12 protein-coding genes are annotated in these 13,570 nt (G+C 66.0%); 11 read left to right on the top strand and 1 reads right to left on the bottom strand.

All coding sequences use genetic code 11. From position 1 onward, the window contains the following. Position 1: 1 nt before the first annotated feature. The 7 genes from F784_RS0103050 to F784_RS0103020 all read left to right on the top strand — a co-directional run bounded on the left by F784_RS0103050 (position 2) and on the right by F784_RS0103020 (position 3,182). Complete coding sequence (locus F784_RS0103050) at positions 2–442, top strand: hypothetical protein (protein ID WP_019585225.1); 441 nt, start codon at positions 2–4, stop codon at positions 440–442. Beyond that, positions 439–783, top strand: coding sequence for a hypothetical protein (locus F784_RS0103045; RefSeq protein ID WP_019585224.1), 345 nt, complete (start codon positions 439–441; stop codon positions 781–783). The genes F784_RS0103050 and F784_RS0103045 overlap by 4 nt, the downstream gene beginning before the upstream one ends. A gap of 3 nt (positions 784–786) precedes the next feature. Continuing rightward, positions 787–1,215: a hypothetical protein gene (locus F784_RS0103040; protein ID WP_019585223.1), complete on the top strand. Its 429-nt coding sequence runs from the start codon at positions 787–789 to the stop codon at positions 1,213–1,215. 3 nt (positions 1,216–1,218) lie between these two features. Further along, a complete protein-coding gene (locus tag F784_RS0103035) occupies positions 1,219–1,884 on the top strand; it encodes a hypothetical protein (RefSeq protein WP_019585222.1) in 666 nt (221 codons plus the stop codon). Between the two features lie 85 nt (positions 1,885–1,969). Continuing rightward, positions 1,970–2,398, top strand: a complete 429-nt coding sequence (locus tag F784_RS0103030; RefSeq protein WP_019585221.1) for a hypothetical protein — start codon at positions 1,970–1,972, stop codon at positions 2,396–2,398. Further along, positions 2,398–2,718, top strand: coding sequence for a hypothetical protein (locus F784_RS0103025; RefSeq protein WP_019585220.1), 321 nt, complete (start codon positions 2,398–2,400; stop codon positions 2,716–2,718). Before F784_RS0103030 ends, F784_RS0103025 begins: the two co-directional genes overlap by 1 nt. Further along, on the top strand, positions 2,715–3,182 hold the full coding sequence (locus tag F784_RS0103020; protein ID WP_019585219.1) for a hypothetical protein: 468 nt from the start codon (positions 2,715–2,717) through the stop codon (positions 3,180–3,182). Before F784_RS0103025 ends, F784_RS0103020 begins: the two co-directional genes overlap by 4 nt. A gap of 79 nt (positions 3,183–3,261) precedes the next feature. Here F784_RS0103020 and F784_RS0103015 read toward each other — a convergent pair whose 3' ends face one another. Next, the gene (locus F784_RS0103015) at positions 3,262–3,720 is read right to left on the bottom strand and encodes a hypothetical protein (RefSeq protein WP_019585218.1); all 459 of its coding nucleotides are present in this window, start codon (positions 3,718–3,720) and stop codon (positions 3,262–3,264) included. Between the two features lie 966 nt (positions 3,721–4,686). Between F784_RS0103015 and F784_RS25890 the strand changes: the two genes are divergently transcribed. The 4 genes from F784_RS25890 (at position 4,687) to F784_RS0102995 (ending at position 13,569) form a co-directional block, all read left to right on the top strand. Beyond that, the gene (locus tag F784_RS25890) at positions 4,687–5,895 is read left to right on the top strand and encodes a hypothetical protein (RefSeq protein WP_157464952.1); all 1,209 of its coding nucleotides are present in this window, start codon (positions 4,687–4,689) and stop codon (positions 5,893–5,895) included. Between the two features lie 609 nt (positions 5,896–6,504). Further along, positions 6,505–12,822 carry a hypothetical protein gene (locus tag F784_RS0103005; protein WP_026332231.1) on the top strand — a complete coding sequence of 2,106 codons (6,318 nt, stop codon included), beginning with the start codon at positions 6,505–6,507 and terminating at the stop codon, positions 12,820–12,822. Continuing rightward, positions 12,823–13,209 (top strand): hypothetical protein, encoded by a 387-nt coding sequence (locus F784_RS0103000; RefSeq protein ID WP_019585216.1) that lies wholly within the window; start codon positions 12,823–12,825, stop codon positions 13,207–13,209. A gap of 9 nt (positions 13,210–13,218) precedes the next feature. Further along, entirely contained in the window at positions 13,219–13,569 is a 351-nt protein-coding gene (locus F784_RS0102995) for a hypothetical protein (protein ID WP_019585215.1), read from the top strand. Position 13,570 lies beyond the last annotated feature (1 nt).

Raw genomic sequence — 13,570 nt, 5'->3', positions numbered from 1 at the left:
CGTGACCGCCCCTGCCCTAACGGACGAGCAGCTCCAGACCCTCCGGGTATTCGTCACCGCTGCCGCCTGGACCTATCACGAGGAGGAACTCTCGGATACCGAGCGTGTGAACTCGGCAGTCACCTTCGCGGTCTATCAGGACCTGCGCCTGGTGGCCGCCGACATCCTCGACGCTGCGGCACTCCACGCCTCGAAACAGGCGGCGGGCGGCAGCGGCGGCGTGAAGCGCTTGAAGATTGAGGGCGAACTGGAGGTGGAGAAGTTCGCTCAGACCTCGACCTCCACCGTGGACGCCTCCACTTGGGCGGCGCTCGCCGAGCGGCTGCGGGGCCAGGTCAGCTGGGCCGGGCGCAGCGGGCTGGTACCTTCGCCGCTGGCGGGCCTGCGGACAGGGAGCAGCGGTGGGCCGACCTTCACGGTGACCCGGCGCGGTGACCCGTGAGCCTGCTAGACGAAGTAACGGCCGCAATCGCGAAGGTGCAGGGGGACGCGGAGCTGCTGGAGCTGCGCTTCCGGCACTCGGGCAAGTGGAGCGATGGCACCACCTGCCGCTTCAGCGTGCGCGACCCGGCCAGAACGGATCAGGGAATCCGGCTGGCCCAGCGCCTCACTGGCGAGCCGAATGTGCTCGACGTTCGGCTGCTCTCCGTGGCCCCTGACCACGAGCCGCCGGGCGAGGGGGCGTCCATTCCCTGGGACGGGGGAACGCTGACCCTGGTGAGCTGGGGGCAGGTCAGCGACTTCACCGGGCAGGCCGTGGGCGTGTGCCGCCTCACGAGGTAGTTCGTGCGTGCCATCCTCACTGACCTCCACGCCCGCCTCACGACCGCGCTCGGCCCCGACGTGCCGGTCCTCCTGCCCGAGCAGCGTGAGCAGCCCGTGCAGGGGCGTAAGCCCGGGCAGGCAGGCGGACTGAGCGGGTACCTCCAGGCGCACCCCGCAGGGTACGTGCAGTTGGAGGAGCCGCAGGGCATCACGGACGACGGGGTGACCGGCGTGTGGTGGGTGCCTGTCGCTGCGCTCGCCCCCGCGCCGGAGGCTACCGAGGCCCTGGCCGCGCAGGTCCGCCGCATCCTCTGCGGCTCGCCGCGCGCCCCCGGCCCCTACCTGCCCCGCATCCCCGACACCACCCGACTGCTCACCCCGGGCGCGTACCTCTGCCGCCCCACCTACGAAATCCTCGCCATCGACGGCGCCCTTGCCGTCCAGGAGTGATTCATGCTCAACGTCATCAACACCGCCACGGCGATCCTCGCTGCCAACCTCGTACGCGAAGGGCGGCAGGTGCTGTTCAGCCCCACCGAGGCCTTCGGCACCCTCCCCGCCGGTGACTTCGCAGACATGGGGCTGTTCCCTCCCGACGCGAAGATCGCCCCCAGCGCGGCCGTGGACCGCAGCGACATCCAGGCGCAGAACCGCCTGGGCGGCCCCCCGGTCACCGTCGCCACCGACGTCACCCGCATCACCGTCACCTACGACATCCCCGTCCTCACGCCGGACGAAACGGTGCGTGCCCTGCACAACGGGGCGCCGCCTACGACCATTGCCGCTGGGCCTCTGGCCGGGTCCACCGTCAGCCCTTACGCGCCGGGCGGGTCGATCACGGGCCGTCTGATCGTCGTCTCGCGCCGTGAGGGCAGCGACCTCGTGAAGGTCGCCTGGCACCCCCGCGCGTTCCTTCAGAGCAACGGCACGGGCGACAACCAGAACCGCGAGACGGCCCAGTTCACCGCGACCGTGCAGGCCTTCGACTACACGCCCGGCGCGGAACTCGCCGCGTACAACGCGCAGATCACGCTCTACGGCGCCCTGTTCACGGTGCCCAGCGCGAAACTGCAGGCGCTGCTCGACATCCTGGCCGGGGAAGCCCTCCCGGCAGCCTGAGCCCGCCCTCATCCGGGGCCGCCCCATCAAGGTGCGGCCCTTTTCCCCACAACACGAGACTTCTTTTTAATTCCCCGGAGGCCTGATGCTCCCCATTCGCCAGACCGTCCGCCTCTCCGACGGCACCGTCGTCCTACACGCCTGGGGCGCCGACGTGGCCGACGCGCTGCTTACCGATCTCCTCACCCTCACCCTGACGTTGGGGGCCCTGCGGGACGAGTGGCAGGCCTTTACGCGCGGCGACATCGAGGACCGGGTGTGGGCCGCCTTCTGGCGCCTGGTGCAGGCCAGCTTGAAAGGAGCGCCACTGCCCCGCCCGCTGACCTGGGCTGACCGACTCGCCCTCCTCGACGCGATGTGGCACCTCAACGACGAGGAGGCCTCCCAGGGAAAACTGACGGCCCTGGTGAGCCGGGCGCAGCGGCTGCTGCACCGCGCGAGCCAGGGCCACCTGACCACACCTTCGACGAGTACGTCCTCCGGGTCTTCGGCCCTGCCCTCTACGCTGAGGTGATGAGCTGGCCCCGGCGGCTGATCGTCCGGGCCGCCCAGATTCAGGGGGAGCGGGACGCGGAGGCGCGGCTGACTGCTCTCACCGACGCCTCTATCGGGGCGGGCCTGAAGTTCGGGCGGGAGTACATCGACCCGGACGCGAAAAAGACGCAGGGGGGCGCGTATTACTCGTTCGCCCCCCTGCAACGTCATCAGGCCGCACTGGAGCGGCAGGCCCGCCCGTGGCTGCACACTCCGGAGGCCATCCGGCAACGCCGTGAGGCCGAAGAGGACGCGCTCTGGGACCAGGCCGCGCAGGTCATGGGAGGTGCGCGGGCATGATCAACCTTGAGGCGCGGGCGCTGACGAACGCACTGATCAAGCTGGAGCAAGCCTGCGACGAGTTGCCCCAGATCGCCGAGCAGGCCCGGGCCGAGGCGCTAGGGCACCTTTGGATTGGAGCGGATAGGAACGTGTACTCCACTCCGCCTGGGGCTCGCCCCCGCACCGGGGAACTCAGGGAGGGGTTGGATGCCAGAAGCCGAGCGACGAAGAATACGGGGACCGTGGAGGTGCGCGGCACGGCGGCCCATACCCTCTGGGTCGAACTGGGTCGGGAGGGTATGACCATCCCTGCGCTTCAGGCCCTGGCGGCGGCCAATTCCAATCCCTATGCGCCGATCAGTCTGGGTCGCAGCGGGCTCAACTACACGAAAGCAGGGCCGATCCTGACACCGGCGCAAGCCTTTGCGCTATTCCGCCTCAAGGAGTTGTTTGTGGGGAAGGTGCGAGAGCGGCTGGGGTAGGCCGTGCGACCAAAGTCCACGTTGGCACGAAAAAGCCCCGCCGAAGCGGGGGTTCTGTTGAGGAAACCCAGATTTCGCCTTACTTCTTGCTGCGAGCGCCTCGCTTGGGCTTAGCCTTGGCCGCACCAGCTTTCCGAGCGTTGCCCAACGCCTGCCCCTTCTCAAAGCTGGCCTGCATCTTCCGGCGCGTCTCTTCCGCCAGCGCCTTGAAGTCTACGGCCCCGGCCTCGATGTTCTCCACCGTCACCTTAGGCTTGCCACTCCCACGGGTAGGGGCAGTCGCCAGTTCCGCGTCCACACGCTCAAACCACGCCTCGAAGGCGGGCGTCACTTCAAAGACCATCTCCTTCACTTCCTTGCGGCTGGTCTCGTCACTGCCACGCTTCTTGAACTCCTTAGGCAGCGTGAAGCGCCCAGGAACTTCCGCCGCGTCGACCTCACCGTCACGAACGGCATTGCGGAACTGCTTCACAAAGGTGTCGCTGCGCTGGGGGTTGGAGAGTTTTTGGACCTGCTCGCTGAGTCTTGCGTAGGGCATTTATTTACCGTACTACAGCAGTACACACTTTGGGTAGTCTGCCGTGAAGGGAGGAGCAGTGCAACTTTCGAATGAAGGAGTCGTATTCATGACAAATGCTGACTGCCAGGGACGATGTAGAAAATAGGGTGACGGCCTTACCACCCCAGATTGACATGAAGTTTCCAGCCACAACCAAGAAACGTCGGCTCGTGGAGTACTTTGTGTCGCCAAGACTCAAGTCGTGGGCTCAGTCAGCTCGAAGTCTAAGTCGTTGGTACAACGCGTGGGTCACATTCCTTGTGCTTCTCTCTATGCTTCCGGCGTCAAGCCTCTTCTTCATAGTCTGGCTTGTAGGACTGACGGACGGCAAAGGCCCCCCAAAGGGCACTCGACCTGAGGACATCCTCGGAGCCTCGTCCTTTGCTCTGTTGGTTCTGATCGTGATCGGGAGTTTCTGTCTGTCGCGGGCACAGGCAACGCCAGCAGCCTATGCGCTGAAAGCCAAACGATACCGGCTGGCAGGTGACGCCCTGTTGAGGTCCAGCTTGGCAGTGCTAGGGGCGGTACTGTACGGCTTGATCGCGCAAGCCCGCGCCCAAGGTGCCTTCAACAGCTCTGGCAACTGGCTGTTTGGCCTGTGGGCATGGTTGTCGGTCCATAGCGCCGCGTTCTCGTATGCCTTGGCCTTCGTGGCTGGCACGTTTGTCCTGCTAGCCGCGTACCAGTACATGCGCGTCTTGTTTCGAGAGATGGAGGAACCTGAGGACGTATAGGGGTAGGGAGGGCAGTGTGCCGCGAGGGCGTCAAGCCCGGCCCCGCACGAGGTCCAGGTGCTGTTCCTGCCCGGCTACATGTGCATCGTGGCGACGGCAGGGGTAGAGCAGGTGGGGAGCTGCAAACTCGCCGCCTGCCTATGCGTGGGCGGTGTACGTTTAGGGGCATGGAATCGGCTCTCTGGGACGCTGGAAACTTGGTGGTTAAAGCATGTCGTTCTTGACGTTTAAGCCAGACTTAACCGGTTACGCTTTCTCGGAGCAGGATCTTTTAGAAGCACAAGAGGGTCTCATTAAGCACGTTGATCGTGTGGCACCGCAATGGAGCGAGAATCGAACAAGCCCTTTTTGCAGAAGATGGTATTCTGACGTCATACCCCAAACTCTGTTTCTAATCGATTTGTGGAAAACAATCCGGTTCTTAGCTGGTAGGGTAATACCCGATCATTTGCCTAGACTGGATGATAAGATGCGTTCGCTTATAATGGCGACCAGCGAAAAACAGTTTATGGACAACTGGGCTGAGTTGCAGGTGGGGCACATGATAGCTTCAAGGGCTGTGCCAATAGAAATTGAGCCTTTGCTATCACAGCAGCAGTACACGTCATCCTCCAAGCCGCCCTCACCAGATTTTGGAGCTATGATTAATGATGCTCGAACGCTATTCGAGGCTACGGTTATTAGAGTTCAATCTTTGGATGACTATAGTAGTGTTTATGAGTACATTAACAATTTTTTTATGAGTCAATTAGCTCTTGGATTATCCAGATCTGTAGATATATCCATCCCTTTTCTTATAGAGAGGAAGGACGTGAGTCATCAGCAACTTCGTTTGTGCTTCCACAGCATCAGAAATAACGAATATGGTGATGTGTACCTAAACATGAACGGCAAAAGTGTCCACGTGCAATGGCGACCCCTGCCATTTTTTATTTGGGAGGAGGGTGACCCCTTGCCCAAGATTGAAGGAGTGTTTGCCGCTCTTGGATCTGAAGGGGTGGAATTTGGTGGGGGAATGGGGGTGAATGCACACATGAGAGTAGAGGATGGAGATCTTTTTGTGGATAAAATTAGACGGTCATTGACTAACACGTTAAGAGGTAAAAAGCGACAATTAAATAATGGTATGCCAAGCGTACTCTTCTTATGCTTAACACAATCTGCCAAGATTCCAGAGGAGGCCGTCGATATCATACAAGAATTGCTTGATGAGGAGGTGTATAGTAAGGCGGACTATGACTGGTTATCCGCAGTAGTTATACACAATACTAAGAGTGACTATAGCAACAATCCAAGTAGTAGTGGAACCTTCAGCGTAAACCCTAATGCTGAGCATCTCGCTTCACAAGATTTGATAGATGCCCTTAGGCTTGAAAAGACCTTTTTTAGGTGGAAATACGAGTTCGGTAGGTTGGGCTGATAATCTCATTTCTTCGTCGTGAATTTAGCCTTGACCTCAAACCCTTCTCTAGGTAAGAAAAGCCCCTGCCGAGGCGGGGACTTTCCATTGCGACTGTCTAGGACAGGGGCAGTCAGGAGGATGGTTTGGCAGTGCGAGAAAGCCCACGCCGGGACCGGCTCCTTCATGCGCTATTGGTATGGCGGCCTCTGGATTGGTTACCGTGAGGTGCACGGCTGTCCGGTTCTCTCCCTTGCTTCCCTCCGTACGGCCGAGCAGGAGGTCGTCATGGTGAACGTGCGTGTTCAGAACGTCAACGGCGCTCACATCGGTATTTTTCTGTTCACGCAGGTCCCACGAAAAGAGGAACTCGTGGGAATCCCCGGAGTAGGGCCTTTCCGAGTCTTGGATGTTCAACATTCGGCGGGTGACCCTCAGGACAACAATCCTCCCGCTTGGTCCCTCATCATCGTCCGTCCCGGAAACTGAGACCTAGCCAAGCTCTCACCGAAGCAATGGCGGGGGCTTGCTGATGAGCAGCATCCGAATGGCACAGCGCCATGCACCTAGTAGGCGTGCATGGCGCTGTGCTGTTTAGAGATTCCCACTCCCCCTTTCAGGAGTTGCACCATGCCCGAATCCACCCTGCCACCCCTGAAGGGGGTAGCCATCCTTGACGTTGCCCCATTTCGCAAGGGCGCCCAGGACATCCAAACCGACCTGCGCGCGATCCGTGACCTCGCCAAACAGGTCGGTACCCTCAAGATCACCGCCGACCTCTCTGCCGGGCGCGACGTGCAGCGGCAGGTCCGAGCCATCCGGGATGCCGTGCAGGAGTTGGTTCCCTCGGATATGCAGCGGCGTATCAGCGACATGTTCGGGGGGTTCCAGCTCGGCGCGAATGCGGCCAAACAGAGCGCTTCCGCCTTCGAGGCGCAGGCTGCCGCGATCCGTGCCCGGCTTAACGAACTCGCCAATGGCGTCAGATTGACCCGCGCGGAGTTCCAGAGCGGCGTAGGCACCCCTTCCCCCGAGGAACTCCAGCAGCTCACCCTCCAGATGAACCGGCTACAAGCCGAGCTGAAGGGAACTGGGAGGCAGGCCCGGGAAACGTTCGGCGAGTTCTCCAATGAAGCTGTGAAGGCGGCGAATGCCACCCGCCTCGCCGTGGCGACGGTGGAAGCGGCCCATGACCGGCTGCCCCGCCTGGGACTTGGGTCCCAAGTAAAGCTGGGCGTCTCCCAGGCATTCGCCGAATACGGTCCGCAGTTGGGCTTGATGACCAATCGGCTGGTCGGGCTGGCCAAGGGGTTCGAGACCTCCCGCGTTCAGAGCGTCCTGTTCGAGAAGACCCTCCAGAAGAACGGCGAGCAGGTGGCGCAGGTGCGCGACGAACTGGAAGGGCTCGCCGCGCGGTACAACGCCCTTCCGCAGGACATCGAGGCCACGTACAAGGCCCTGCGCCGCTCCGGGTATGAGACTGATCAGGCCAAAAAGGCCATTGAACTGTACGCCGCCATCGCCACTGTTCGCGGCCAAGACGTGGGGCAGGCGCTCGACGCCTTGGCCACCGATGTGGAGCGGTCCAGCACGATCCTCAGCAACGCGCTGGGCATCTCCACCGACCAGATCGCCAGCCAGGAAAAGTACGCCCAGAGCCTCGGCAAGACTCGCGATGAGCTGACGGGCGCGCAGAAGGCCCAGGCGTTCCTGAACGCCCTGATGCGCGAGGAGGGCGACTCCCTGACCCAGGCGCGTGATGCCCTGGAAGGGTACGGCGGGGCGGCCGGTCAGCTCGGGAAGGAAGTGCGGGAGGCTCAACGGTCACTGGGGGAGGCCCTCCTGCCTGCGGTCCTGAACACCACCCGGGCCCTCACGGGTTTCCTGGACTGGTACAACAACGCTCCGGGACCCATCAAGGTCGTCACTACGGTGCTGATCGCGTCGGCTGCGGCCATTGGCCTGCTTTCCGTGCCCATCGCCTCGGTCGCTACCCTGTACGGCACCCTCACGGCAAGCGCGGGCACGGCCGCAGCCGCCGAGACGGCGGTGGCTGCCGCGACCACCCGGACAAACGTCGCCATGACCATCAAGCGGGTCTTGATGACGGACGTGGGCGTCCTGTACGCCAAACTGAACGCTCAAGCCCTGCTCTACCAGGGCAGCATGGCAAGCAGCGCCGCGGCGACGAACACCCTCACCGGGTCCCTCGCCGCCCTGGGCACCACTCTCAAGACCGTTGCAGCCTCCATCAGCATCTACACGGTCGCCGCCACCGCTGCTCTTGCCCTGGGTGTGTACTGGGCCAACAGCGTCAAGGAAACCACCGCCATCTACGAGCAGGTGGACCAGGCGAACCAGCAGGCGTTCGAGAAGGTGATGGCGCGGGTGAAGACCCTGCGGGGCGAGGGCGAACTGGGCCGCGCGAAGGCCAAGGTGCTTCTGCTCAGCCAATCCCTCTCGGACGCTCAGCAGGGCCCCCTGGTCGGCGTTACCGCATTCGGTGAGCGCATCTATAGCAAGCCGGACGAGGCGCGCATCCAGCGGCTCCAGGCGGACCTCGCTGCCGCCCGCCAGAACGTCACCCTGCTCTACACCGAGGCGCAGCGGCGGGGGCAGCTCAATTTGAAGTTGACCGAGGACCAGACGAAGGCGGTCAAGGAACTTCGGCAAGCGCTGGAGGGCAAGGCTTTCGACATCAAGCTCGAAGGGATGAGCGACCTTCAGGCCGACCTCGCGCGGCTGGGCAAGGAGTACGAGGACCTGCGGGTGCAGTTCAAGAAGCCCTTCACCGTGAACGGCAAGCTGCTGGACCCAGCGCAGACCCCCGCCCTGCGCGACGGCCTCTCGCAGCTCGACGCGCAGCAGGCGGCGGCAGAGGCGTCCACCCGCAAGACATACGCCGACGACGCGGCCAAGACCGCCCGCGAGTTCGCACTCGCCACCCAGCGGGCCGAGATCGAGGCGATGGTCGAGGGGCAGGCAAAACGGCGCGCCCTGCGCGCGCAGGACCTCGCCGACCTGCGGCGCGAGACGGCAGAGAAGGTGGCCGCGCTCGCCGACTTCCCCGCCCGGCAACGTCAGGTCGAGGCCGATGGACGCCGCCAAGTGGTCGCGCTGCGCCGCCGCTGGGGGCAAGAGGACCTGCAACTCGCCCGCGACAACGCCCAGCGCGTGGCGGAGGCCGAGAAGTCCGCGCGGGATGCCAGCATCAGCGCGATGGCGGAAGGGGCCGCGAAGGAGGAAGCCCAGAGACGCGCCGCGCTCGCCGACCTGCGGGCCAGCATTGCCGAGCGGGTCCGAGCACTGGCGGGTGACCCCACCCGGCAGGGGCAGGTCAGCGCGGCGGGAGGGCGCGAGGTGGCCGCGCTGGAACGCCAGCAGCAGCGCGAACGTCAGCAGGCCCTGGAACGGGCCGGGCTCTCTGTGGCCGAGGCCGAGCGCGCCGCCCGTGACGCGACGATTCAGGCGATGGCGGATGGGTACGCGAAGGAGGAAGCCCTCCGGCGTGCGGCGCTCGAGGACCTGCGCCGCGACATCGAGCAGCGGGTGGAAGCCCTGGCGGGCTACCCCGACGCCCAGGCCCGGGTGATCCAGGCGGGCAACCGCCAGATTGCGGCCCTGTACGTCCAGCAGCAACAGGAACGGCGCCGGGCCCAGCAGGAGGCCGGAAACACCGCTCTGGACGCCGAGCGGCAGGCGCGGGATGCCACCATCGCGGCGATCACCGACGAGACGGCCCGCCGCCGCGCTGCCCGTCAGGCGGAACTCTCTGACCTGCAGGAATCCACTCGCAGGCGACTGGAGAGCCTGCGCGACTTCCCGGCGGAGCAGGCCCGCGTGCTGGAGGCAGCCCGACAACAGGCGCGGGCCAAGCAGCGTGGGTGGGATGCCGAGGACGAGCGCGATGCCAGAGCGCGCACCCAGCGCATCGTGCAGGCCTTCCGCGAGGCGCAGGACGCTCAATCCCAGGCCGAGGTCGCGGGAAGGGGCAACCAGTCCGCCCAGTACGAGCTGGGGCTCTCCCGACGCCTCGCCGCCGCGAAGGGCAACGCGGTGGAGGTGGCCCTGATCGAGGCCCAGGCGGTGCGTGAGCGGGCCCGGCTCGCTGAGGAGGGCGCGCGGGCGCAGGCCCAGACCGACCGGCAACGGCTGGAGAACGCCCGCGATCAGGCCCTGTCCGCCGACAACCTCAGCGCCGGGGAAAGGACGGCCATCTGGACGAAGTATTACGCCGACCTCGCCGCGCTGGACGGCAAGAACCAGGCCGACCACAAGAGCCGCCTTCAGCAACAGGAGGAGGCCGAGCGCCAGGCGGCCGAGAACCTGCGCCGCGCCCGGGTCGAGGTGGCCCAGCAGCCCGCCACTGACTCGGAGCGCCGCGTCGGGCGGCTGGAGAACGAGAAAGGCACCACCCTCACCGACGCGGGGCTCCTCGCCCTGGATCAGCAGATCAGCGCCGAACGAGCGAAACAGCTCGCCACCCTCCGGGGAATGCTCGAACCCTCCGCCCGCCTCAACCTCACGGCGGACGAGCGGCGAGGCATCGAGGACCAGATCGCCGCGCTCCAGCAGGCTCAGCTCAAGAGCCAGCAGGATCAGGTCGAGCAGGCCCGCGCCCTGCGGCAGAGCGCGTTGGACCGCCTGGATGCGGAGGCACAGTACGCCGAGCGTGTGGCGGGGACGGACGCGGGGCGGGTTCGTGCCCAGACCCAGCAGCTCGCCATCACTCAGGCCCGCCTCTCCGAACTCGACGACCTGATCGCCGCCGAGGGGAGGGAGAAGGAACGCAATGACCTGATTGGTCAGCGCTTTGGGCTCCTCGGCCAGATCGCGGACCTTCAGGACAAGATCAATCAGGCCCCCTTCGATGCCGAGCAGCGGCGGCTCGACCTCTACCGGGCCCAGGCGCAGGCAGAGCTGGCCCTGCGGGGGCTGGGTGAGGACCGGGTCGCCCAGGCCAACCTCACCGCCCAGGTCGCTGCCCGGGAACTGCTGCTGGCAAACAGCCGGGTAGCGGCGGCCCGGAACGAACTCGAACTTCAGGCCGCGCTCTCGGGTCAGGCGCAGGCCCGGCTTGCCCTGGTGCAGGCCCTCACCGGGCAGGCGCAGGCGGGGCGGGCGGCGACCCGGGAGGCGGAGGACCGGACCGTCCAGTCCTCCGCCTCCCTGCGCGAGGGGACACGGGCGGCCCGTGACGCGGCCCGGGCGCAGGAGGACCTGACCCTTGCCCGTGCCCAGTCACGGCGGGAGAGCCAGCGCGCGGCCGAGGACCTGGAGCTGACCCGCAGGCAGGCGACCGTGGAGGCAACGAAGCGGCAGCTTGACCTTGAGAATGCCCTCTGGGACGCTTCGGAGGCCAGAGCGCGTGCCCTGACCCAGATCCGTGGGCTGGCCGACGATACGGTCACCAGTGCCGAGCAGGACCTCGCCCTCACCCGCGAGCGGCTGGCCCTGACCGAGCGGCAACTGGGGACGGGGAACCTGGGGAGCGAGACGCGGGCCGACCTGCAAGGGACCCGTGTCACCCTGCTGGGCCAGGAGGCGGAACAGGAACGCAAGCTGCTGGAGGCCCGCCGGGCTCAGCGTGACCTCGCCGAGGAACTGGAACTCGCGGAAGGGCGGCTGAACCGCGAGCTGACCGGAGGCAAGCTCTCCGGTGTCGCCGAGGCCACCCGCAAGGTGACCGAAGCGCGTCAGGGGCTGACGACCGCCGAGCGCGCTTACGCCGAGGCCCGAGGGGACTACGAGCGCATTCCCTCCAGCGCGAACGCCCAGCGCTTGAAGGGCGCGACGGACGCCCTCACCGGGGCGATCCAGGGGCAGCGCTCGGCCATCCATGCCCTGGCGGACGAGTACCGCACCCAGATCAGCCAGATGGACGGCGTGCGGGAGGCGTCCGACCGGCTGCGGCAGGTGGCCTATGGCGAGAACCAGCCCTTCAACTCCCAGACCGAGCGGCAACGCCTGCTCGCCATCCAGGCACGGCGGGACGCGGCCCAGCAGGCTCTCCGGGATGCCCTGGCCTCGGGCGACGCCGCCATCATCCAGAAAGCCACCGAGGACCTCACCCGGCAGGAGGAACGCTACAAGAAACAGGCCGACCTGCTGGAGAAGAACGGCGTGAAGTTCACCCGCACCGGGGAGAAAGAAACCCAGCGCCTCGCCGATCAGGTGGACGCCCTGGGCATCCAGTACGACCGGGAGGCCGTGCTCCTCGGGGTGCGGGCCAGAACCACCGACCGGGAGGCGGAGGCAGCGCTGACCTTCAACACGGGGGTGGACCGCTTCGCCGACACCACCACTCAGTTTGTGTCGGCCCTGGAGGGGGCCTACCAGGGCCTTCAGGGGGCGTTGCGGGACGTGGCGGCAGAGCGCGACCGGGAGGCCTCCCAGCAGAGTGCCCGCCGGGAGGAGGAGGCCCGCCTCGCGGCTGAGGACCGCGCCCGCTCGGATCGCCGCCGGGAGGAGGACGCCCGCACGGCGGCTGAGGACCGCAGCGTGGCCGCCGGGGACCGTGCCCGGACCGCCCGAAGGCAGGAGGAGGACCTTGCGCCGCAGCCCGTCCGCAGCGTGCAGGATCTGGACCTCGCCGCGCAGAAGCTCGCGGGTGCGGCGCAACCCCTCAGTGAGGCGGCCCGCCGGTTTCAGGAGGTCCAGGCCACGTCCCGGGCTATCGGGGAGGGCCTGGCCCGCGTTGACCGCCTGCTGGGTCACCCCGGGGGGATCGTCCTGTCCCCGAGCGTGGCTGACGACCTGAACCGCCTGCTGCGCGGGAGCCCCGCGGCCCCCCTCCCCGCCACCCAGCCCGTCCACACCGTCTACAACACGACCGACGTGGGGGGCATCACCATCTACCAGCAGCCCGGGGAGAGCGCCGACGCGGTCGCCAACCGGGTGATCACCAAGCTCGAAGACCGTGCCCGGAGAAGCGGGAGGAGGTGCTAAATGGCCGACGAGCCCGTATTCCAGATGACCTTCGGGGAGATCGACCTCGACCCGGTGCCGCCCCGCGAGGCGGTGACGTTCGACGGGGGCGGGTACACCACCACGGAGCGCCGGGCGCTGGACGGCACCATCATCCGCCAGCGGCCCGGGCAACCCGCTTCCCGGCGGCTCACCATCACCGCCCCTCAGGGCTTCGTCATCCGTGCCGAGCAGGCCGACGCGCTGTTCGCGCTCGCCAAGGGCGGGGCGCGCTTCACGCTCGTCCTACGGGGCTACGTGCTGAACGGCAGCTACGGCGGCTGCACCTTCGAGGGCCTGCCGAAGTTCCCGCCCACCGGCGATCCGAAGTGGCGCGGCTACAGCATCGAGATCTACATCCCTCAGTAGGAGACCCCCATGCTCGACATCGACATCCAGACCCCGGCGGGCGCGCCCCTGGGGTCTTCCAACTTCGGCGACGTGCCCCCCGGCACCACCTCCAACCCCCTTCCCCTAAAACTCGTCAACACCGGCACCGTCGCCCACGCCCGCATCCTCTGCTGGATCGAGCAAGCGGACACGACGGACGGCGCCATGCGTGCCGTGATCGGCGGCGTGGCGATCACCGGCACCTCGCGGGAGACAGCGACCTCCCTCCCCGGCCTCGCTCCCGCTGGGAGCGTCCCCGGCGAGGTCACCTGGTACAACCCGGCGGGCAGCCCCGGCCTGCCGGTGGACACGGGCGTCCTGCGCGTCCGGGTGGAGTAGC

The organism is Deinococcus apachensis DSM 19763, assembly GCF_000381345.1.
GTDB classification, from domain to species: Bacteria; Deinococcota; Deinococci; order Deinococcales; family Deinococcaceae; genus Deinococcus; species Deinococcus apachensis.
Note: the sequence above shows the minus strand (reverse complement) of the source record. Positions and strands in the feature narration are given on the sequence as shown.